Source organism: Metabacillus sp. cB07 (assembly GCF_016839225.1).
Lineage (GTDB): Bacteria > Bacillota > Bacilli > Bacillales > Bacillaceae > Bacillus_P > Bacillus_P indicus.
In genome coordinates, this window is the sequence record NZ_CP069296.1 from 34,099 (window position 1) to 56,187 (window position 22,089).

Consider the following 22,089-nt stretch of genomic DNA (forward strand, 5'->3'; position numbering starts at 1 on the left):
TTATGTGAGTTATCAGGCTTTATACCGTGTTTGGCGGCCGCAGCAATTTCATGATGTCGTAGGTCAAGAACATATTACCAGAACGCTTCAAAATGCCCTGCTGCAAGAAAAATTCTCGCACGCGTATCTTTTTTCCGGACCGAGGGGAACAGGGAAAACGAGCGCTGCCAAGATTTTTGCCAAAACAGTCAACTGTGAAAAAGCGCCAGCCGCAGAGCCGTGCAATGAATGCTCTGCATGCCGGGGGATCACAGATGGCTCTATTTCTGATGTCATTGAAATTGACGCTGCTTCAAACAACGGAGTAGATGAAATCCGGGATATCCGGGATAAAGTAAAATATGCACCATCATCGGTTAAATATAAAGTCTATATCGTCGATGAGGTTCACATGCTTTCAATCGGCGCATTCAATGCCCTTTTAAAGACGCTTGAAGAGCCTCCGAAACATGTCATCTTTATTTTGGCGACAACAGAACCCCACAAAATCCCTCTCACCATCATTTCAAGGTGCCAGCGGTTTGACTTTAAGCGAATCACGGCAGCTTCAATAGTGGGAAGAATGCAGGAGATCATTGATGATCAGAAGATAATCGCAGACCAGTCTGCCCTTCAGGTCATTGCAAGCGCTGCAGACGGAGGCATGCGTGATGCGCTAAGCCTGCTTGATCAGGCGATTTCCTTCAGTGATGAGAGAGTGACGCTCGATGATGCCCTGCTCATTACAGGTTCTGTCTCCCAGGCGATGATTGGAAACCTGATTCATTCCATGCATGAAAAAGATGTATCGAGTGCGCTGCAGACACTAGATGAGCTGATGAACCAGGGGAAGGATGCATCAAAGCTTACAGAAGACTTTATCTACTATTACAGGGATCTGCTTCTCTACCAGACAGCTCCGCAGCTTGAAGAGGTACTTGAAAGAGTGACGGCCGATGATCAATTTGTCAGCCTGTCAAAAGAAATTCAGACTGATGCCATCTACCATGCGATTGATGTGCTGAACAAGAGCCAGCAGGAAATGAAATGGACAAACCATCCGCGCATCTTCCTTGAGGTTGCCATTGTGAAACTGTCAGAGTTTGAGGGCAAAGGCAGAGCGGCGAGCAGCGAAGGCGGGGGCGGCGATTACAGCGAGCTTCAGGCCATGGTGAAGAAATTGTCCGGGGAGCTTGAACTCCTGAAAAAGCAGGGTGTGACTCAAGTCGGACAGCAGCAGGCGCAGCAGGGAGAACAAAAAGCATCTAAAACAATCCGCGGAGGATACAAAGTCCCTTCAGGACGGATTCAGGAAATCCTGAAAGATGCTACGAAGCCAAATCTTGCTGCTATTAAAGGCAAGTGGGGAGAACTCCTTGAAGAGCTCCGAAGACAAAATAAAGTATCCCATGCAGCGCTTCTGACAGACAGTGAACCTGTCGCAGCATCAGAGACTGCATTTGTGCTAAAATTCAAATATGAAATCCACTGCAAGATGGTGGCGGACGATAATAACGGTGTCCGCAGCAATATGGAAGCCATTTTGCTTTCCCTTACAGGACGGAACTTGGAAATGGTTGGCGTTCCTGAGCAGGAATGGGGTAAAATAAGAGAGGATTACATACGTGATCAGCGTCAGAATGATGACGGCGATACCCCTGATGAAAACGAGGACCCGCTGATCGCCGAGGCGAAAAAATTAGTGGGTGCAGACCTCATTGAAATAAAAGACTGATTTGGAGGAGATTATTAATGAACCGTGGCGGAATGGGAAACATGCAGAAAATGATGAAACAAATGCAGAAAATGCAGAAGGACATGGCAAAAGCACAGGAAGAGCTTGTAGCAAAAACAATTGAAGGATCTGCAGGCGGCGGGATGGTCACTGTGACAATCAACGGCAACAAAGAAGTCACTGATGTAGTCATCAAGCCGGAAGTTGTTGACCCGGATGATATCGAAATGCTTCAGGACCTCGTGCTTGCAGCTACTAACGATGCACTCAAAAAAATGGATGATCTGACGAACGAAACAATGGGTAAATTCACTAAAGGCATGAATTTGCCAGGCATGTTCTAGGAGGAATGGGATGCATTATCCAGAGCCTATATCAAAGCTGATTGACAGCTTTATGAAATTGCCAGGAATCGGCCCCAAAACGGCGGTTCGCCTGGCTTTTTTCGTCCTGAACATGAAGGAAGACGTCGTTTTGGATTTTGCAAAAGCGCTTGTTAACGCAAAAAGGAATCTGACGTACTGCTCTGTATGCGGACATATCACAGATCAGGACCCTTGCTACATTTGCGAGGATCAAAGAAGAGATAAATCTGTGATCTGTGTCGTGCAGGACCCGAAAGATGTCATTGCCATGGAAAAAATGAAAGAGTACACGGGCCTTTATCATGTCCTTCAAGGAGCCATTTCTCCAATGGATGGAATTGGGCCGGAGGATATTAAAATTCCTGAACTGCTTAAAAGGCTGCAGGATGATTCTGTCCAGGAAATCATACTCGCGACAAACCCCAACATTGAGGGAGAAGCGACAGCTATGTATATCTCAAGGCTTCTGAAGCCTGCAGGGATTAAAATGACGAGAATCGCACACGGTCTTCCTGTAGGAGGAGACCTGGAATACGCCGATGAAGTGACACTCTCTAAAGCACTTGAAGGCAGACGCGAGCTTTAGCACAGGGGGAAGGGGGATTTTTCAATGTTTTTTCGCAGAAAAGGCTGGCTAAGAAAAGAATATGATCAGCTGCTTATTGACGACCTCCTCCATATGAAAAGTGAATGGAATCACAGAAAGCAGCTTGTTGATAAAAGCGTGGAGCCCTCGCCGGAAATCCTTTATGAGCTGAAGGTTTCCCAGTCCAAATACTTCTTCTTATTAAGAGAAGCCAAGAAAAGAAATATCACCATCGGAAAGAAATAGCTTGTTCTATTTTTACCGTCCTTTCATAGATATGTAGAAAGTAACGATGAAAGTGAGTGGTGGAATGGAACCTGTATATGTTTTTTCCATTCTTGGAGGCATCATCGTCCTGCTCCTTGTGGCAGGCGCCCCGATGAAATCAATGAGGTGGATCGGGCAGATGATGGCTAAAGTTGTTGTAGGCGCATTGTTTCTATTTTTTATTAATGCATTCGGTACAAGCATTGACCTGCACATTCCTATTAACTGGACAACAGCAGCCATCTCGGGCTTGCTAGGATTGCCTGGAGTGGCGGCGCTTATCGTAATCAAAATGGTGATCTTAACGTAGAACGGGCAATATAAACTGCCTGTTCTATTTTTTTTGTTGACACCCCGATGACACGATGGTATATTAATAAACGTCGCTGATGACATTAACAAAAACTTCTTCAAAAAAGTTATTGACTTAATAGGACATCGCGTGATATATTAAAGAGGTCGCTTCAAGACGATGCGACATCAAAAGTTCTTTGAAAACTAAACAAAACCAAAAGCGTACCAAACGTTTTAAATTTTTAAGTCAGCAACATTTATGAGTCACAAATTTTCTTCGGAGAGTTTGATCCTGGCTCAGGACGAACGCTGGCGGCGTGCCTAATACATGCAAGTCGAGCGGACCTCTTCGGAGGTCAGCGGCGGACGGGTGAGTAACACGTGGGCAACCTGCCTGTAAGACTGGGATAACTCCGGGAAACCGGAGCTAATACCGGATACTATGTCAAACCGCATGGTTTGACATTCAAAGACGGTTTCGGCTGTCACTTACAGATGGGCCCGCGGCGCATTAGCTAGTTGGTGAGGTAATGGCTCACCAAGGCGACGATGCGTAGCCGACCTGAGAGGGTGATCGGCCACACTGGGACTGAGACACGGCCCAGACTCCTACGGGAGGCAGCAGTAGGGAATCTTCCGCAATGGACGAAAGTCTGACGGAGCAACGCCGCGTGAGTGATGAAGGTTTTCGGATCGTAAAACTCTGTTGTCAGGGAAGAACAAGTGCCGGAGTAACTGCCGGCACCTTGACGGTACCTGACCAGAAAGCCACGGCTAACTACGTGCCAGCAGCCGCGGTAATACGTAGGTGGCAAGCGTTGTCCGGAATTATTGGGCGTAAAGCGCGCGCAGGCGGTTTCTTAAGTCTGATGTGAAAGCCCCCGGCTCAACCGGGGAGGGTCATTGGAAACTGGGAAACTTGAGTGCAGAAGAGGAGAGTGGAATTCCACGTGTAGCGGTGAAATGCGTAGAGATGTGGAGGAACACCAGTGGCGAAGGCGACTCTCTGGTCTGTAACTGACGCTGAGGCGCGAAAGCGTGGGGAGCGAACAGGATTAGATACCCTGGTAGTCCACGCCGTAAACGATGAGTGCTAAGTGTTAGAGGGTTTCCGCCCTTTAGTGCTGCAGCTAACGCATTAAGCACTCCGCCTGGGGAGTACGGTCGCAAGACTGAAACTCAAAGGAATTGACGGGGGCCCGCACAAGCGGTGGAGCATGTGGTTTAATTCGAAGCAACGCGAAGAACCTTACCAGGTCTTGACATCCTTTGCCACTTCTAGAGATAGAAGGTTCCCCTTCGGGGGACAAAGTGACAGGTGGTGCATGGTTGTCGTCAGCTCGTGTCGTGAGATGTTGGGTTAAGTCCCGCAACGAGCGCAACCCTTGATCTTAGTTGCCAGCATTCAGTTGGGCACTCTAAGGTGACTGCCGGTGACAAACCGGAGGAAGGTGGGGATGACGTCAAATCATCATGCCCCTTATGACCTGGGCTACACACGTGCTACAATGGATGGTACAAAGGGCTGCGAGACCGCGAGGTTTAGCCAATCCCATAAAACCATTCTCAGTTCGGATTGCAGGCTGCAACTCGCCTGCATGAAGCTGGAATCGCTAGTAATCGCGGATCAGCATGCCGCGGTGAATACGTTCCCGGGCCTTGTACACACCGCCCGTCACACCACGAGAGTTTGCAACACCCGAAGTCGGTGGGGTAACCGCAAGGAGCCAGCCGCCTAAGGTGGGGTAGATGATTGGGGTGAAGTCGTAACAAGGTAGCCGTATCGGAAGGTGCGGCTGGATCACCTCCTTTCTAAGGATATGAGGTCGCTTTTGGATTTTGTTTAGTTTTGAGAGAACTTTGTTCTCCATTTAAATAGGAAGTTTACTTTACAAGTAAGCGAGAACGTCATGCGCGTGCTTTTTTGTTCGTCGCAATCGTCTCTTTTATCCTTATATGAGATGGGCCTATAGCTCAGCTGGTTAGAGCGCACGCCTGATAAGCGTGAGGTCGATGGTTCGAGTCCATTTAGGCCCACCATCTCTTTAATACGGGGCCTTAGCTCAGCTGGGAGAGCGCCTGCCTTGCACGCAGGAGGTCAGCGGTTCGATCCCGCTAGGCTCCACCTAGAAAGTTGTTCTTTGAAAACTGGATAACGTAATTGATAACAAGTAATTCACTGAGATTTACGCTTACCATAGTGATTTTCTTAGACTTTACAGTCTAAACAAACGATTGACCAATTTTGGTTAAGTTATGAAGGGCGCACGGTGGATGCCTTGGCACTAGGAGCCGATGAAGGACGGGACTAACACCGATATGCTTTGGGGAGCTGTAAGTAAGCTTTGATCCAGAGATTTCCGAATGGGGAAACCCACTGTTCGTAATGGAACAGTATCTTTACCTGAATACATAGGGTACTGAAGGCAGACCCGGGGAACTGAAACATCTAAGTACCCGGAGGAAGAGAAAGCAAATGCGATTTCCCAAGTAGCGGCGAGCGAAACGGAATCAGCCCAAACCAAGAGGCTTGCCTCTTGGGGTTGTAGGACACTCTATACGGAGTTACAAAGGAACGGGGTAGATGAAGCGGCCTGGAAAGGCCTGTCATAGAAGGTAAAAACCCTGTAGTCGAAACTTCGTTCCCTCCAGAGTGGATCCTGAGTACGGCGGGACACGTGAAATCCCGTCGGAATCCGGGAGGACCATCTCCCAAGGCTAAATACTACCTAGTGACCGATAGTGAACCAGTACCGTGAGGGAAAGGTGAAAAGCACCCCGGAAGGGGAGTGAAAAGATCCTGAAACCGTGTGCTTACAAGTAGTCAGAGCCCGTTAACGGGTGATGGCGTGCCTTTTGTAGAATGAACCGGCGAGTTACGATCCCGTGCAAGGTTAAGTTGATGAGACGGAGCCGCAGCGAAAGCGAGTCTGAATAGGGCGAATTAGTACGTGGTCGTAGACCCGAAACCAGGTGATCTACCCATGTCCAGGGTGAAGTTCAGGTAACACTGAATGGAGGCCCGAACCCACGCACGTTGAAAAGTGCGGGGATGAGGTGTGGGTAGCGGAGAAATTCCAATCGAACTTGGAGATAGCTGGTTCTCTCCGAAATAGCTTTAGGGCTAGCCTCGAGTATGAGAGTCTTGGAGGTAGAGCACTGATTGGACTAGGGGCCCTCATCGGGTTACCGAATTCAGTCAAACTCCGAATGCCAAAGACTTGCTCCTCGGGAGTCAGACTGCGAGTGATAAGATCCGTAGTCAAGAGGGAAACAGCCCAGACCGCCAGCTAAGGTCCCAAAGTATACGTTAAGTGGAAAAGGATGTGGAGTTGCTTAGACAACCAGGATGTTGGCTTAGAAGCAGCCACCATTTAAAGAGTGCGTAATAGCTCACTGGTCGAGTGACTCTGCGCCGAAAATGTACCGGGGCTAAACGTATCACCGAAGCTGCGGACTGTTCTTACGAACAGTGGTAGGAGAGCGTTCTAAGGGCGTCGAAGCCAGACCGGAAGGACTGGTGGAGCGCTTAGAAGTGAGAATGCCGGTATGAGTAGCGAAAGAGGGGTGAGAATCCCCTCCACCGAATGCCTAAGGTTTCCTGAGGAAGGCTCGTCCGCTCAGGGTTAGTCGGGACCTAAGCCGAGGCCGAAAGGCGTAGGCGATGGACAACAGGTTGATATTCCTGTACCACCTCCTCACCATTTGAGCAATGGGGGGACGCAGGAGGATAGGGCAAGCGCGCTGTTGGATATGCGCGTCCAAGCAGTTAGGCCGGGAAGTAGGCAAATCCGCTTCCCATATAAGGCTGAGCTGTGATGGCGAGGGAAATTTAGTACCGAAGTTCCTGATTCCACACTGCCAAGAAAAGCCTCTAGCGAGGTGAGAGGTGCCCGTACCGCAAACCGACACAGGTAGGCGAGGAGAGAATCCTAAGGTGAGCGAGAGAACTCTCGTTAAGGAACTCGGCAAAATGACCCCGTAACTTCGGGAGAAGGGGTGCTTTTTAGGGTGAATAGCCCTGAAAAGCCGCAGTGAATAGGCCCAGGCGACTGTTTAGCAAAAACACAGGTCTCTGCGAAGCCGCAAGGCGAAGTATAGGGGCTGACGCCTGCCCGGTGCTGGAAGGTTAAGGGGAGAGGTTAGCGCAAGCGAAGCTTTGAACCGAAGCCCCAGTAAACGGCGGCCGTAACTATAACGGTCCTAAGGTAGCGAAATTCCTTGTCGGGTAAGTTCCGACCCGCACGAAAGGCGTAACGATCTGGGCACTGTCTCAACGAGAGACTCGGTGAAATTATAGTACCTGTGAAGATGCAGGTTACCCGCGACAGGACGGAAAGACCCCGTGGAGCTTTACTGCAGCCTGATATTGAATTTTGGTACAGCTTGTACAGGATAGGTAGGAGCCTTGGAAGCCGGAGCGCAAGCTTCGGTGGAGGCATTGGTGGGATACTACCCTTGCTGTATTGAAATTCTAACCCGCAGCCCTTACCGGGCTGGGAGACAGTGTCAGGCGGGCAGTTTGACTGGGGCGGTCGCCTCCTAAAATGTAACGGAGGCGCCCAAAGGTTCCCTCAGAATGGTTGGAAATCATTCGCAGAGTGTAAAGGCACAAGGGAGCTTGACTGCGAGACCTACAAGTCGAGCAGGGACGAAAGTCGGGCTTAGTGATCCGGTGGTTCCGCATGGAAGGGCCATCGCTCAACGGATAAAAGCTACCCCGGGGATAACAGGCTTATCTCCCCCAAGAGTCCACATCGACGGGGAGGTTTGGCACCTCGATGTCGGCTCATCGCATCCTGGGGCTGTAGTCGGTCCCAAGGGTTGGGCTGTTCGCCCATTAAAGCGGTACGCGAGCTGGGTTCAGAACGTCGTGAGACAGTTCGGTCCCTATCCGTCGTGGGCGCAGGAAATTTGAGAGGAGCTGTCCTTAGTACGAGAGGACCGGGATGGACGCACCGCTGGTGTACCAGTTGTCTTGCCAAAGGCATCGCTGGGTAGCTATGTGCGGAAGGGATAAGTGCTGAAAGCATCTAAGCATGAAGCCCCCCTCAAGATGAGATTTCCCATCACATTTGTGAGTAAGAACCCTGAAAGATGATCAGGTTGATAGGTCTGAGGTGGAAGCGCGGTGACGTGTGGAGCTGACAGATACTAATCGTTCGAGGACTTAACCACAGTCTAACTAAGTGTAAGTTGCACGTGAATCTTGTTATCAAACGTTACTCAGTTTTGAAAGAATAACTTCTTTCAACCAATTGCATATTGTCTGGTGATGATGGCAAAGAGGTCACACCCGTTCCCATGCCGAACACGGAAGTTAAGCTCTTTAGCGCCGATGGTAGTTGGGGGTTTCCCCCTGTGAGAGTAGGACGTTGCCAGGCACGCAGAAAAAAGGACAGCAGAGATGCTGTCTTTTTTGTTGTTCTGAAGGAATGCAGGATTAATTAGTGCAAACAAATGGGGAATCGTACCCTGTGAAACTGTAAAACGATATCAGAGGGTAAGCAAACGCTCGAATCGTACCCTCCAAAACCGAAAAACGATATCAGAGGGTAAGCAAACGCCCGAATCGTACCCTCCCAAACTGTAAATCGATATCAGAGGGTAAACAGAAGCCTGAATCCTACCCACCAAAACCGATAAAATGACATCAGAGGGTAAGCAAAGTCCCAAATCCTACCCAGCAAAGCCGAAAAAATGACATCCGAGGGTAAGAAACCGCCCGAATCGTACCCTCTAAAACCGTAAATCGATAACGGAGGGTAAGCAAAAGCCAAAATGAAAGCAAGTAGACCCTGCATGATCTATAAAAAATGAACGCCTCTCCCTGCAGCCCGGTTATTTTATATAGACATACACGATTTGGGCTCACCGGCATACAATGGGAGAGGGAATGAGTATTCGAAATTTTGTATACAACAGTGGATCTGTGGCAAAACTGCTTGTATGGAGGTGGAGTACAGTGAATTCGGAAGATGTGAAGAAACCGGCTGGGGAAACGTGTATTATATGCGATACAGAAAAGGCGAAGGGAATTCATCTCTATACAAGTTTTGTTTGTACAGATTGCGAGACTGATATGATTCAGACAGAAACGGAAGATCCCAAGTACGCCTATTACGTTGATAAACTGCGGAGGGTGAAAACACCGCCGCTCTATTCTTAAGCTGCCGTTACAGGCGGCTTTCTTTGTTTTATGCGAAAAGAAGTATATGTTTAGTCCTCAGGCGCAAGCGTCCGCCATACAGCCGGGATGAATCTGCCGGACAAGTCTGTCAGACCGGGCTCCGGCGCTTACGCTTTTTTCGGCGGGCTTCTATTGATATAATGGCCATAAGACATAATAAAGGACGGTTTGGTTAGATGGCAGCACCACTGTATGAAGCATTAAAGAAGCATGAGCTTCAAAATCCGGTTTCGTTTCATGTGCCGGGGCATAAGTATGGAAAGGTTTTTCCGGAGGAGGCTGCAGGAGATTTCAGGAGCGTTCTCAGGCTTGATGCAACGGAGATCACGGGACTTGATGACCTTCATGATCCAAGCGGCCCTATATTGGAGGCACAGAGGCTGGCTGCTGAGCTGTATCAGGCAGATGAAACATTTTTCCTTGTGAACGGGTCAACTTCCGGGAATTTGGCGATGATCATGGCGTGCTGTGAGCCGGGAAAGCCTGTTTTGGTTCAGCGCAACAGCCATAAGTCGATCATTCATGCCATCAGGCTCTCCGGTGCAAAGCCGGTATTCCTTTCCCCTAAGATGGATGAAGCGTACGGTGTTCCTTCTTACGTGGAGATTGAGACAGTTTTAGAAGCCGTAAGGAGGTACCCTGAGGCAAAGGCGCTCATTTTGACAAATCCGAATTACTACGGTATCACTGCAGACCTCAGAGAAGCGGTGGACCTTGCTCACAGTGAAGGAATTCCTGTTCTTGTGGATGAAGCTCATGGTGCTCATTTTGTTCCCGGTTTGCCATTCCCTGCTTCTTCAATTAAAGCAGGGGCTGATGCTGTTGTTCAGTCCGCGCATAAAACGCTTCCTGCAATGACAATGGGTTCATTCCTCCATGTGAATGGCGGGCTGATTGATCGGGAGCGTCTGTCTTACTATCTGTCTGTTTTTCAAAGCAGCAGCCCTTCTTATCCCATTATGGCTTCGCTTGATTTGGCCAGAGAGTATATGGAGAGGCTTGTTTTATCAAAAGAGGCGGATGCAATCCTGCGCGCTGTCGATGTCTTTAAAAAGCGCGTGGAGGCGAACAAGGAGGTTGAAATTGTCACGACAACAGATAAACGTGCAATCATCGATCCTTTAAAGCTTACGATAAGGTCTGCAGCCGGGCTTTCAGGGTTTGAGCTTCAGCGCCGCCTTGAAAAACAGGGAGTCTTCACTGAGCTTGCAGATATCCAAAATGTTCTCCTTGTTTTGCCTCTCAGCAGCAATCAGGCAGATTCATTCCTCTTTTCTTCTGATAATAGCGGTGAGGGCAGTATTTCATTTGAGCCTTTTTTATATAAGGAAGAAAATCAAAAAATCAGTATGCTTCCCCTATCGTACGGGGAATTAAATGGGTATAGTAAAGAAGTCGCATCGTTTGAGGATGCAGCCGGGCTGTTAAGCGGTGAGGCTGTTATTCCGTACCCGCCGGGTATTCCTCTTTTAATGGAAGGGGAAGTCATTACGGAGGAGCATGTGAGGCAGATCAGAACATTAATGGCATGCAAAGCGCGCTTTCAGGGCGGACAGGCACTGAAAGACGGACAGCTTGCTGTTTATATACAGAAAAGGTGATTGTATTGAAAGGGACGTTTATTACATTTGAAGGGCCGGAGGGTGCAGGGAAAACGACTGTTCTGCAAAAGATCCGTGAGGAGTTTGAACAAAAAGGCATCCAGGCTGTTTTCACAAGAGAACCCGGGGGAATCCGGATTGCCGAACAAATCCGTGAAGTGATTTTAAATAAAGAAAATACGGAAATGGATGCCAGAACAGAAGCGCTGCTTTATGCAGCAGCCAGAAGACAGCATATGGTCGAAAAAGTCATTCCGGCATTAAATGAAGGAAAGCTGATCATTTGCGACCGTTTTATTGACAGTTCTCTTGCTTATCAGGGATATGCGCGCGGAATTGGCACAGAAGAGGTATACTCTATCAACCTGTTTGCCATTGACGGGGTCATGCCCGATCTCACGATTTACTTTGATATCGCTCCTGAACGCGGTTTGTTGAGGATTAGCGGCAATGACGGCCGTGAAGTAAACCGGCTTGATCTTGAGAAGATGGATTTTCATGAGAAGGTTCAGGAAGGGTATAAACAAACGATAGAAAGATTTCCGGACCGGATCAAAGTGATCAACGCCGATCAGAGTCTTGAAGATGTGTGCCGGGACGTAATGGAAGTTTTAATTCCTTATTTAAAGTGAACGCTGATATAATGGGAATACAATTACCATAAATGAAACAATGCTTTATAGAAAGATAGCTGTTAAACTATAAGGAGGCATATTGATGAAAATGATCATTGCGGTTGTACAGGACCAGGACAGCAATAAGCTGTCGAGTGCATTGGTTGAACATAATTTCAGAGCGACAAAGCTTGCATCAACAGGCGGTTTCTTAAAATCCGGAAACACAACGTTCATGATTGGGACAGAAGATGCCCGGGTTGAGAAGGCATTGTCTGTCATCAGGGAAAATTGCCAGTCTAGAGAACAGCTGGTGGCACCCGTCTCTCCAATGGGAGGAAACGCGGATTCCTATGTCCCTTATCCTGTTGAAGTAGAGGTCGGCGGAGCGACTGTGTTTGTTCTTCCGATTGAACAGTTTCACCATTTTTAAGGTGACGATATGAAAATTAATCAGGAGCTCCGTACAGCGCCGGATAAACGAAATGCAGGCCCTTCGCCGTCTGGTGCAAGCCGGCCGTTTTCAGAGCTGGTGCACAAACAGGAGACGAAGCTGCATCTGCATCAGCTGAACGGAATGCTTGCAAGTGTGGAGGAAGCCGGACGCCGTGTAGCCAAGTCCCGCAATATGAGGGACCTTGCGCGGTACAAATCCCTTGTAAAGCGGATGATGAAAGAAGCTGTAGAATACGGACTGCAGCTGAAACAGTCCTCAAGTTTCGATTTCACCGGCAGCAGCAAAAATCATATAACCGTATTGGAAATTGACCGGCAGCTGATTGAACTGACAGAGGCTTTGCTTCAGGAGGAGCAGTCCTCCATTGACATACTGGAAAAAATAGGCGAAATTAAAGGCCTTTTAATGAACCTTTATACGTAAAGAGTGATAGAAATGACGATGAGCACGTGGAATGATTTAGAAGAGTACCAGCCCAGAGTCCTTAAACTTCTTGGAAACAGCTTTGAGAAGAACCGCCTTGCTCACGCGTACCTTTTTGAAGGGAAAAAAGGGACCGGGAAAAAGGAAGTCAGTCTTCTTCTCGCGAGAAGCTATTTTTGTGAAAAACCCGACGGACATAAGCCGTGTGAGACATGCAGAAACTGCAAGCGCATCCATTCAGGAAACCATCCAGATCTGCATCTGGTGGAGCCGGACGGACTTTCGATAAAAAAATGGCAGATTCAAAGCCTTCAGGAAGAGTTTACAAAAACAGGGGTAGAATCACACAAAAAGCTGTATATCATCTCCCACGCTGATAAAATGACGGCAAATGCCGCAAACAGCCTGCTAAAATTCCTGGAGGAGCCAAACGCAGACACGATGGCCATTCTTTTGACCGAACAAGTGCATCAAATGCTGAACACTATTCTCTCAAGATGCCAGACGCTGACTTTCATGCCTCTTCCCGTTTCAGCCATTGAAAAAGAGCTGCTAAAGCAGGATGTGCCTGCTAATTATGCAAGACTCGCTGCAAGAATGACCAACAGTTCTGAAAAAGCGCTCGAATTAAGTCGAGATGATTGGTTTGCACAGGCCAGACTTGTAGTGATAAAATTGTATGAAGTGATCTTTAAGCGAAATGGACAGGCGTTCGTCCAGGTTCAAACGCAATGGGTGCCTTTTTTCGCTGAAAAAGAACAGCAGGACATGGCTTTTGACTTGCTTTTATATGTATATAAAGACATTCTTTCCATCCAAATAGGCAATACAGATCATGTTATCTATCAAGATCTGCTTCCACAGTTAGAACAGCATGCCATTCAAGTATCCAGACAAAAGATCCTTGAAAAAATCACTTCTATATTAGAAGCAAAAAAAAGACTCCAGATGAATGTGAGTCCACAATTACTGATGGAGCAATTGGTTTTATCTTTGCAGGAGGGATAGAATTGTACGATGTAGTGGGTGTCCGCTTTAAAAAAGCGGGTAAAATATATTATTTCGACCCTAATGGGCTTCAAATAGAAAACGAAGATTTTGTGATTGTCGAAACAGTAAGAGGCGTCGAGTTCGGCAAAGTCGTCATTCATAAAAAGCAGGTTGGAGAGAATGACATCGTTCTTCCTCTGAAAAAAGTGCTGAGGGTGGCTGATGCAAAAGACCGCCTGATCGTAGATGAAAACCATCATGCAGCTAAAGAGGCGTATGAGGTCTGTCAGCATAAAGTGACAGAGCACCGGCTTGATATGAAGCTTGTAGATGTTGAGTATACATTCGACCGGAACAAGGTTATTTTTTATTTCACAGCAGACGGCCGCGTCGACTTCAGGGAGCTTGTAAAAGATCTTGCGGCTATTTTCAAAACGCGCATTGAACTCCGCCAGATTGGCGTCAGGGATGAGGCGAAGATGCTTGGAGGCATCGGACCCTGCGGCAGAATGCTTTGCTGCTCCACGTTCCTTGGAGATTTTGAACCGGTTTCCATTAAGATGGCAAAAGATCAGAACCTTTCACTCAATCCAACAAAAATCTCCGGCTTGTGCGGAAGGCTTATGTGCTGCCTGAAATATGAAAATGACGAATATGAATCTGCCAAAGAACAGCTTCCTGATATCGGTGAGTCAATCGGCACGCCGATAGGAACAGGAAAAGTAGTCGGGTTAAATATATTGGAACGGGTTTTGCAGGTTGAACTTTCAGAAAAAGACCGCGTGGTTGAATTTACTTGGGAAGAATTAATGAAAGAAGGCGCTGTTCCAATGAAATCCACAGATTGATGAGGTGGAACAAGTGGATAAAAAAGAAATCTTTGAATCTGTAAGCAGCATGGAAGAACAAATCGGTTCCCTGTACAGACAGCTTGGAGAGCTGAAGCATCACCTTGGCGGCCTGCTTGAGGAGAATCATCATCTTCAGATTGAAAATGATAACCTCCGCAGACGCCTGAATGCAACAGCAGCTGCAGCAGATCAAAAGAAGCAGATGAAACAGCATACAGATAAACAGGGAATGGATTCAAAGATTGTGGATATTGGAGAGGGCTATGATAATCTTGCCCGTCTCTATCAGGAAGGTTTCCATATATGCAATGTTCACTATGGAAGTGTCCGCAAAGACGGAGACTGTTTGTTCTGTCTTTCCTTTCTTAATAAGAAATAACCGGGCTTTCCTGCGAGGGGAAAGCTTTTTTTAAGGTCTGAAAAGAAATATTCTGAGCGGATTTGTTCTTGTTAAGGATATTATAATGAATGTAAGGATATGGGTAGTTTATCCTCGTCCAGCTCCAGCGCCTAGATCCTCTGTCAGAACAAATCCGGCAAAAAAGTCAAAACCGGACTTTTCTGCCGGATTCTTATCTGCCTATCGGATCTGACCAAGGCACTTGCGCTTTTGTTGATATTTATATAGAAAGAAAGGATTTTACGATGGTCGATTTAACAGGAGATGAGCGTTTGGATTACCTTCTGGCTGAGGATTTGAGGATTGTCCAGAGTCCGTCTGTTTTTGCCTTCAGTTTAGATGCGGTTCTTCTTTCCAAATTTGCTTATATGCCGATTCAAAAAGGAAAGGTGCTTGATTTATGCTCCGGGAACGCGGTTATTCCGCTGCTGCTTTCGACAAGATCTAAAGCAGATATTACCGGAGTTGAAATTCAGGAGCGGCTTTTTCAAATGGCTGAAAAAAGCATTGCCTATAACAACCTTCAAAATCAAATCAAGATGATTCACGGTGATTTAAAGGATATGCCTGGCGTACTTGGCCACGGGAAGTTTGATGTGATCACGTGCAACCCTCCATATTTTAAAACGCCGAAGAAGGATGAACAAAATCAGAATGAGCATTTAGCGATTGCGCGGCATGAAATTCTATGCACGCTTGAGGATGTTATTTGCGCGACCAGCAAGCTTGCCCGAATGGGGGCAAAGATCGCCTTTGTTCACCGGCCGGGAAGACTGCTTGAAATTACGGAGCTTATGAAGAAATACAAAATCGAGCCGAAACGGATTCAGCTCGTTTATCCTAAGCAGGGAAAAGAGGCAAATACCCTGCTGATAGAAGGAATTAAAGGCGGGCAGCCGGATCTGAAGATTCTTCCTCCGCTTTTTGTTTATGATCAGAACAATGAATATACAGATGAAGTGAAAGAGATCCTGTATGGAAAGCACTAGCTCTCATTTTTTCTATGTGCTCCAGTGCAGGGACGGCAGTTACTATGCAGGCTATACGAACGATCTTGCCGCCCGCCTGGAAAAGCATAATGCCGGAAAGGGTGCCAAGTATACACGGGCGAGGGGGCCTGTGAAGCTTCTGTACGCTAAGCAATTCTCCTCAAAAAGACCGGCAATGAGGGCGGAATATGCTTTTAAACAGCTGACGAGGAAAAAGAAGGAAGAGTTTCTCGCTGATCCTGAACGCTTTACAGCTTGGGATTTCTGGCAGGGAGAGGATGATGGAAATGCAGGAACAGAAAAGCTTTAATAGGGACACAGAGTGGGGCTCGCTCTACCTTGTGCCAACGCCGATCGGCAATCTGGAGGATATGACCTTCCGCGCCGTTTCCATTTTGAAAGAAGTGGATGTGATTGCAGCAGAGGACACACGGGAGTCTAAAAAACTCTGCAATCATTTTGAGATTGGCACACAGCTGATCAGCTATCATGAACATAATAAAGAATCAAGCGGATTTAAAATTCTGGAACTGATGAAACAGGGGAAAAATGTAGCGCTTGTCAGCGATGCGGGCATGCCGATTATCTCGGACCCTGGAAGTAAGCTTGTGGAAGATATCCTTGCTGAAGGCGGAAAGGTTATTCCTCTTCCAGGAGCAAATGCAGCACTTACTGCACTTGTGGCATCAGGTATAACTCCCCAGCCCTTTTACTTTTTCGGTTTTTTGGACAGGCAAAAAAAAGAAAAGAAAAAACAGCTGGAAGCTTTAGCAAACCGGACGGAAACCATGATTTTTTATGAATCTCCGCACAGGCTTAAAGAAACACTTGCTGCAATGGGGGAGATTCTGGGAGAACGCCGAATCTGTCTTTCAAGAGAGCTCACCAAACGATTTGAAGAATTCATCAGGGGGACAATACCTGAAGCAGTAAAGTGGGCTGAGGAAAACCAGATCCGCGGAGAGTTCTGTCTGATTGTGGAAGGACAGGATGTAAACAACATCCCTGCAGATGAAGAGTGGTGGGATTCACTGTCGCTTTATGAGCATGTTGCGCATTATGTGAACGAGGGAATGTCATCGAAAGAGGCAATTAAACAGGTTTCAAAGGAGCGGAATGTTCCGAAGAGAGATGTGTATCAGTCTTATCACGTTGAATAGGATAAAAAAAGACCTGGCGGATTTCCGCCAGGTCTTTCGTTATTACTTCACTAAGTTGCTTTGGATTTCTTTAAGGATCTGCTCTGCACCTTCGCGGCTCAGAACTAATTTCCCGTTGCCAAGAGTGAAGTTATCGTCAGATACTTCGCCAGTTACAGCGCAAGTCATGTTTGGTTTATATTTTTTAAGGATAATTCTTTCATCATCCACGTAGATTTCAAGAGCGTCCTTTTCAGCGATTCCAAGTGTGCGGCGCAATTCGATCGGAATTACCACTCGGCCAAGCTCGTCAACTTTACGTACAATACCTGTAGATTTCATATTTGTTCTCCTCCCAATAATAAAGGTTCTATATGTGTTTTTTCTTAAACTTCGTCATAATTCGACAAAATCTTCATCTTCATAAGCATAACAGTGTTTCCAATAAACGTCAATCAGAAACTATTCAATAGGCTGCGAAAACAAGTGAAATTTTCGTGAACCCCTACAGCCTTAGCGGTATTAAGATATATACCCGTCAAAAAAGGAAAATAAACGCATAAAAGGGAATATATAATTATACATAGAATAGTATTAATTCAAAATATTGTTAACTATATTATAACGATTGTTCGACAAGAATCAACAAAAATTATTCATCAGGAAACATTTGGCATAATTATGCCACTCATACTATTCATGGGGGCCTCTGTTTTTTTGTCCATAGGAGGTATATTTTCTTGATATTAAAGGCTAAGATGGTATCATAAAGAGTATAATTCGATTGGAAATCTATTAAGGATAATCGCTCTCGTCCATTGGGCGGGGGCTTTTTCCAGAAATAAGAATATATAGATGCGCATTGCCGGCAACAGACGCTTGCGCTTTTCTTATCTCTATCCTAGAGACAGTCACCATTACCGGGAGGGAAACCGATGGAAGATCAGAGAAAATCGTTCTACCTTACAACACCTATTTATTATCCAAGCGGAAAGCTGCATATTGGACATGCCTATACAACCGTTGCCGGGGATGCAATGGCCCGCTATAAACGCATGCGCGGATTCGACGTCATGTATTTGACGGGAACAGATGAGCACGGACAGAAGATTCAGCGGAAAGCAGAAGAGATCGGCGTCACTCCGCAAAAGTATGTCGATGACATTGTCAGCGGAATTAAAGATCTGTGGAGCAAGCTCGACATTTCTTACGACGATTTTATCCGTACGACTCAGGACCGCCATAAAGAAATAGTAGAGAAAGTATTTGCACAGCTGCTTGAACAGGGCGATATCTATCTTGATCAATACGAAGGATGGTACTGTACGCCATGTGAGTCCTTCTTTACAGAACGGCAGCTTGAAAACGGCAACTGTCCTGACTGCGGGCGACCTGTTGAAAAAGTAAAGGAAGAGTCCTATTTCTTTAAAATGAGCAAATATGCAGACCGTCTTCTTGCGTACTACCAAGAAAACCCGGAATTCATTCAGCCTGAATCACGCAAAAATGAAATGATCAACAATTTCATTAAGCCCGGCCTTGAGGATCTTGCTGTTTCCCGTACGACATTTGACTGGGGAGTAAAGGTTCCAGGTGATCCTAAGCACGTCATTTATGTGTGGATTGACGCTCTTTCCAACTATATAACAGCTCTTGGATACGGAACTGAAAATGATGAAAAGTACCGGAAATACTGGCCGGCGGATGTGCACCTCGTCGGCAAGGAAATTGTCCGCTTCCATACGATTTACTGGCCGATCATGCTGATGGCTCTTGATTTGCCGTTGCCAAAGAAAGTGTTCGCACACGGCTGGCTGCTGATGAAAGACGGTAAAATGTCCAAATCAAAAGGAAATGTTGTGGATCCGGTCACGCTTATTGACCGCTACGGCCTCGATGCTCTCCGCTACTATCTGCTGAGAGAAGTGCCTTTTGGCTCTGACGGTGTTTTCACTCCGGAAGGATTTATTGAAAGAGTGAACTATGACCTTGCCAATGACTTGGGCAACCTGCTGAACAGAACGGTTGCCATGATTCAGAAATACTTTGACGGCGAAATTCCTGCCTACACAGGAGCGCAAACTGAATTTGACGGTACGCTTGCTGCATTCAGCGGGGAAACGATTAAGAAGTATGAAGAAGCGATGGAAAAGATGGAATTCTCGATTGCTCTTAATGCACTATGGCAATTTATCAGCAGAACAAATAAATACATTGATGAAACACAGCCATGGGTTCTTGCAAAAGACGAGGAAAACCGCGGCAAATTAGGTTCGGTGATGGTGCATTTAGCTGAGTCACTCCGCATCTCTGCCATTTTGCTGAAGCCGTTTTTGACTAAAACACCTGAAAAGATGTTCGAACAGCTTGGCATTTCGGATGCTTCCCTGAAGGAATGGGACAGCCTGTCCTCATTCGGCAGCATCCCTCAGGTAAAGGTTGCCAAAGGAGTTCCGATCTTCCCCCGTTTAGAGGTTGAAGAAGAGGTTGCCTACATTAAAGAACAGATGCAGGGTCCGGCTCCAGCACCAGCTGAAGAAGCTAAGAAAGAAGAAAAAGCAGAAATAGCACCGGAAATTACGTTTGATGAGTTTATGAAGGTTGAAATGCGTGTAGCTGAAGTCATCCATGCAGAGCCTGTAAAAAAGGCAGACCGTCTGCTTAAGCTGCAGCTTGATCTTGGTTCCGAAAAAAGACAAGTGGTATCAGGGATTGCCAAAAGCTATCAGCCTGACCAGCTTGTAGGGAAGAAAGTCATCTGCATTACAAACCTTAAACCGGTTAAGCTTCGCGGGGAGCTGTCACAAGGAATGATCCTTGCAGGCGGCGGAGAAGGAAACTTGTCGCTTGCTACTGTCGATTCAAGTCTCCCGAATGGTACAATTATTAAATAAAAAAGAGAAAAAAAGAGGTGTTTCACGTGTAACAATCGGGGATAACGCCTCTTTTTTTCTGTTTCAAATCGTGGCGAAAGGATGTCGAAAGATGTTATTTGATACACATGCACACTTGAACGCCATCCAGTATCAGGATGACCTTGAAGAAGTGATTGAAAGGGCGATCCATGAAGGCGTGACCCATACTGTTGTCGTTGGCTTTGATACAGAAACGATTACAAAAGCGATTGAACTTGCTGAAGCATACGACTTTATTTATGCAGCAGTCGGCTGGCATCCGGTTGATGCGATTGATATGACGGATGCAGATTTAGAATGGATTAAAGAGCTTGCATCTCATCCTAAAGTAGTTGCTATAGGGGAAATGGGCCTTGACTATTATTGGGACAAATCACCAAAGGATGTTCAAAAAGAGGTATTCAGAAAACAGATTGCCCTCGCAAAGGAAGTAAATCTGCCGATCATTATCCATAACAGGGATGCAACAGCAGATGTGGTGGAGATTCTTCAGGAAGAAGGGGCGAGCGAAGTAGGCGGAATCATGCACTGCTTTACAGGAAGCCTTGAAGTGGCAAGACAGTGCATGGAGATGAATTTCTACATTTCATTCGGCGGGCCTGTCACTTTTAAAAATGCCAAAAAGCCAAAAGAGGTCGCAGCTGAAATTCCAATGGAAAGACTTTTAATTGAAACGGATTGTCCTTATTTGACACCTCATCCGTTCAGAGGAAAACGAAATGAACCAAGCTATGTAAAGTATGTAGCGGAGCAGATTGCGGAGCTTCGCGGCATGGATTACGCGGATTTTGTAAAACAAACGTCCGACAATGCAAAAAGAATTTTCGGCATTTCTCGCTAAGAGATTTTGTCATTTTTTGCGGGAGCCTGTCCAAAAACTCAATAGAAATATGAAGTTCTACCTGTCTTCTTTTCCTCATAGGATATATTTGTCGACAAGAAATTCTTCACTTTTTGATCTTTTTTTAGCATAATAGTGTTTACGATTAGAAAAAAATGAAAAAAGTGGGTGAGGGTTGACAGCAAGATCGTTACTCTATATAATCCTCGGAGGAGAAGGAGGCGTTTTTCATAGTGATAAATCTTATGAAAAAGCTGTTATCCGAAAGACTAAGCATGAACAAGATTGTCCTCGCAATTGTCAGTTTAGTCGTTTTAGCTACGGGTACCGCGTTCGCTACATTTGAAGCGACGAAAAACACCGTAACTGTCACGATGAACGGCAAAAGCGAGAAGCTCAGGACACATGCACGTACAGTAGATGAATTACTCCAAGATTTGAACATAGATAGAAAAAAAGAAGATAACGTATCACCGGAAGGCGATGCTGAAATCAAAAACAACCTGAACGTTGTTTATGAGGCTTCGAAACCTGTACACGTAACTGTGGATGATGAGAAAAGGACAATAAGGACAACAGCCAAAACCGTAGAAGAATTTTTGAAGGAACAGAAAATAAAGATTAACAAGCACGATAAGATGAATGCTTCAAAAGATACAAAGATCTCAGATAATCTTAAGCTCAACATTGAGAAAGCCATACAGATTACACTAACAGTTGGAGATAAAAAACAACAAGTATGGTCAACTTCGACTACTGTCGCTGACTTTTTGAAAGACCAAAAAGTACAGGTAAATGAACTTGATAAGGTTGAACCCCAAATTCATGAAACATTGAGTGCAAATGATGCCGTAATCGTCACACGCGTAGAAAAAGTCACCGATGTAGTGGAAGAACCAGTTGCGTTTTCAGTTGTAACAAAGAATGACCAAGACATTCCTAAAGGAAAACAGGAAGTTATTAAACCTGGTTCAGAAGGCAAAGTTGCGAAACATTTTGAAGTTATGCTTGAAAATGGAAAAGAAGTGTCTAGAAAGCTGATCAAAGAAGAGACTGTTAAAGAAAGTCAGGATCGTGTAGTGGCACTGGGCACAAAAGCTGCGCCTAAACCGGCTGCGAGCAAACCGGAAACAGTGTCAAGGTCTAATGATTCTGTATCCAAGGAGTTTTATGTAACATCAACCGCATACACAGCACACTGCAATGGATGTTCAGGTACAACGGCTACAGGTGTGGATTTGAGAGCAAATCCAAACGCCAAGGTCATTGCTGTTGATCCGAGCGTGATTCCGCTTGGCACAAAAGTGTATGTGGAAGGCTACGGGTATGCCGTTGCCTCTGATACAGGCGGCGCAATTAAAGGGAAAAAGATTGATGTATTCTTCTCTGACAAGGGAGCAGCCTACCGCTGGGGAAGAAAGACCGTTAAAATAAGAGTACTGAACTAATTATA

Annotated in this window: 20 protein-coding genes, 2 tRNA genes and 3 rRNA genes; 24 read left to right on the forward strand and 1 reads right to left on the reverse strand. The window is 46.2% G+C overall.

Annotated features, from left to right (window positions below; translation table 11 throughout):
* Window positions 1-4: 4 nt before the first annotated feature.
* The 21 genes from dnaX to rsmI all read left to right on the forward strand — a co-directional run bounded on the left by dnaX (window position 5) and on the right by rsmI (window position 16,901).
* A complete protein-coding gene (gene dnaX, locus JOJ89_RS00165) occupies window positions 5-1,714 on the forward strand; it encodes a DNA polymerase III subunit gamma/tau (protein WP_203289309.1) in 1,710 nt (569 codons plus the stop codon).
* Window positions 1,715-1,731: 17 nt separating this feature from the next.
* The gene (locus tag JOJ89_RS00170; RefSeq protein WP_029566291.1) at window positions 1,732-2,058 is read left to right on the forward strand and encodes a YbaB/EbfC family nucleoid-associated protein; all 327 of its coding nucleotides are present in this window, start codon (window positions 1,732-1,734) and stop codon (window positions 2,056-2,058) included.
* A gap of 10 nt (window positions 2,059-2,068) precedes the next feature.
* Window positions 2,069-2,665, forward strand: a complete 597-nt coding sequence (recR, locus tag JOJ89_RS00175) for a recombination mediator RecR (protein ID WP_029286413.1) — start codon at window positions 2,069-2,071, stop codon at window positions 2,663-2,665.
* Window positions 2,666-2,689: 24 nt separating this feature from the next.
* Entirely contained in the window at window positions 2,690-2,911 is a 222-nt protein-coding gene (locus JOJ89_RS00180) for a YaaL family protein (protein ID WP_029286411.1), read from the forward strand.
* A 64-nt stretch (window positions 2,912-2,975) separates the two neighbouring features.
* A complete protein-coding gene (locus JOJ89_RS00185) occupies window positions 2,976-3,242 on the forward strand; it encodes a pro-sigmaK processing inhibitor BofA family protein (protein ID WP_029286409.1) in 267 nt (88 codons plus the stop codon).
* A 258-nt stretch (window positions 3,243-3,500) separates the two neighbouring features.
* Window positions 3,501-5,038: ribosomal RNA gene (locus JOJ89_RS00190) — 16S ribosomal RNA — on the forward strand.
* 151 nt (window positions 5,039-5,189) lie between these two features.
* Window positions 5,190-5,266, forward strand: a tRNA-Ile gene (locus tag JOJ89_RS00195).
* 12 nt (window positions 5,267-5,278) lie between these two features.
* Window positions 5,279-5,351: transfer RNA gene (locus JOJ89_RS00200), tRNA-Ala, on the forward strand.
* Between the two features lie 122 nt (window positions 5,352-5,473).
* A 23S ribosomal RNA gene (locus JOJ89_RS00205) occupies window positions 5,474-8,404 on the forward strand.
* A gap of 90 nt (window positions 8,405-8,494) precedes the next feature.
* Window positions 8,495-8,610: ribosomal RNA gene (gene rrf / locus JOJ89_RS00210) — 5S ribosomal RNA — on the forward strand.
* Together the 16S, 23S and 5S rRNA genes with 2 tRNA genes alongside form the textbook arrangement of a ribosomal RNA operon.
* A gap of 581 nt (window positions 8,611-9,191) precedes the next feature.
* Window positions 9,192-9,395: a sigma factor G inhibitor Gin gene (locus tag JOJ89_RS00215; protein WP_029286013.1), complete on the forward strand. Its 204-nt coding sequence runs from the start codon at window positions 9,192-9,194 to the stop codon at window positions 9,393-9,395.
* A gap of 197 nt (window positions 9,396-9,592) precedes the next feature.
* A complete protein-coding gene (locus JOJ89_RS00220) occupies window positions 9,593-11,017 on the forward strand; it encodes an aminotransferase class I/II-fold pyridoxal phosphate-dependent enzyme (RefSeq protein ID WP_203289310.1) in 1,425 nt (474 codons plus the stop codon).
* A gap of 5 nt (window positions 11,018-11,022) precedes the next feature.
* Window positions 11,023-11,649 carry a dTMP kinase gene (tmk, locus tag JOJ89_RS00225; protein WP_203289311.1) on the forward strand — a complete coding sequence of 209 codons (627 nt, stop codon included), beginning with the start codon at window positions 11,023-11,025 and terminating at the stop codon, window positions 11,647-11,649.
* A gap of 85 nt (window positions 11,650-11,734) precedes the next feature.
* The gene (locus tag JOJ89_RS00230) at window positions 11,735-12,064 is read left to right on the forward strand and encodes a cyclic-di-AMP receptor (protein ID WP_029286018.1); all 330 of its coding nucleotides are present in this window, start codon (window positions 11,735-11,737) and stop codon (window positions 12,062-12,064) included.
* Window positions 12,065-12,073: 9 nt separating this feature from the next.
* Complete coding sequence (locus JOJ89_RS00235) at window positions 12,074-12,511, forward strand: YaaR family protein (protein WP_203289312.1); 438 nt, start codon at window positions 12,074-12,076, stop codon at window positions 12,509-12,511.
* Window positions 12,512-12,529: 18 nt separating this feature from the next.
* Complete coding sequence (gene holB / locus JOJ89_RS00240; RefSeq protein WP_406818056.1) at window positions 12,530-13,519, forward strand: DNA polymerase III subunit delta'; 990 nt, start codon at window positions 12,530-12,532, stop codon at window positions 13,517-13,519.
* Window positions 13,520-13,521: 2 nt separating this feature from the next.
* Window positions 13,522-14,349, forward strand: coding sequence for a competence/sporulation regulator complex protein RicT (gene ricT, locus JOJ89_RS00245; RefSeq protein ID WP_029286024.1), 828 nt, complete (start codon window positions 13,522-13,524; stop codon window positions 14,347-14,349).
* A 13-nt stretch (window positions 14,350-14,362) separates the two neighbouring features.
* Window positions 14,363-14,731, forward strand: coding sequence for a DNA replication initiation control protein YabA (yabA, locus tag JOJ89_RS00250; RefSeq protein WP_029286025.1), 369 nt, complete (start codon window positions 14,363-14,365; stop codon window positions 14,729-14,731).
* A gap of 266 nt (window positions 14,732-14,997) precedes the next feature.
* Window positions 14,998-15,741: a tRNA1(Val) (adenine(37)-N6)-methyltransferase gene (locus JOJ89_RS00255; protein WP_029566229.1), complete on the forward strand. Its 744-nt coding sequence runs from the start codon at window positions 14,998-15,000 to the stop codon at window positions 15,739-15,741.
* Window positions 15,728-16,051, forward strand: a complete 324-nt coding sequence (locus tag JOJ89_RS00260) for a GIY-YIG nuclease family protein (RefSeq protein ID WP_203289313.1) — start codon at window positions 15,728-15,730, stop codon at window positions 16,049-16,051. Before JOJ89_RS00255 ends, JOJ89_RS00260 begins: the two co-directional genes overlap by 14 nt.
* Window positions 16,023-16,901 carry a 16S rRNA (cytidine(1402)-2'-O)-methyltransferase gene (gene rsmI, locus JOJ89_RS00265; protein WP_203290225.1) on the forward strand — a complete coding sequence of 293 codons (879 nt, stop codon included), beginning with the start codon at window positions 16,023-16,025 and terminating at the stop codon, window positions 16,899-16,901. Before JOJ89_RS00260 ends, rsmI begins: the two co-directional genes overlap by 29 nt.
* Before the next feature lie 42 nt (window positions 16,902-16,943).
* On the opposite strand, the gene JOJ89_RS00270 is transcribed toward rsmI, so the two are convergent.
* Window positions 16,944-17,222 (reverse strand): transition state genes transcriptional regulator AbrB, encoded by a 279-nt coding sequence (locus tag JOJ89_RS00270; RefSeq protein ID WP_029286033.1) that lies wholly within the window; start codon window positions 17,220-17,222, stop codon window positions 16,944-16,946.
* 593 nt (window positions 17,223-17,815) lie between these two features.
* On the opposite strand from JOJ89_RS00270, the gene metG reads away from it, so the two are divergent.
* From metG to JOJ89_RS21205, 3 genes are all read left to right on the forward strand, one after another.
* Window positions 17,816-19,774 carry a methionine--tRNA ligase gene (gene metG / locus JOJ89_RS00275; RefSeq protein WP_203289314.1) on the forward strand — a complete coding sequence of 653 codons (1,959 nt, stop codon included), beginning with the start codon at window positions 17,816-17,818 and terminating at the stop codon, window positions 19,772-19,774.
* Window positions 19,775-19,865: 91 nt separating this feature from the next.
* Window positions 19,866-20,636, forward strand: coding sequence for a TatD family hydrolase (locus tag JOJ89_RS00280; protein WP_203289315.1), 771 nt, complete (start codon window positions 19,866-19,868; stop codon window positions 20,634-20,636).
* Window positions 20,637-20,869: 233 nt separating this feature from the next.
* Entirely contained in the window at window positions 20,870-22,084 is a 1,215-nt protein-coding gene (locus JOJ89_RS21205; RefSeq protein ID WP_277987844.1) for a G5 and 3D domain-containing protein, read from the forward strand.
* Window positions 22,085-22,089 lie beyond the last annotated feature (5 nt).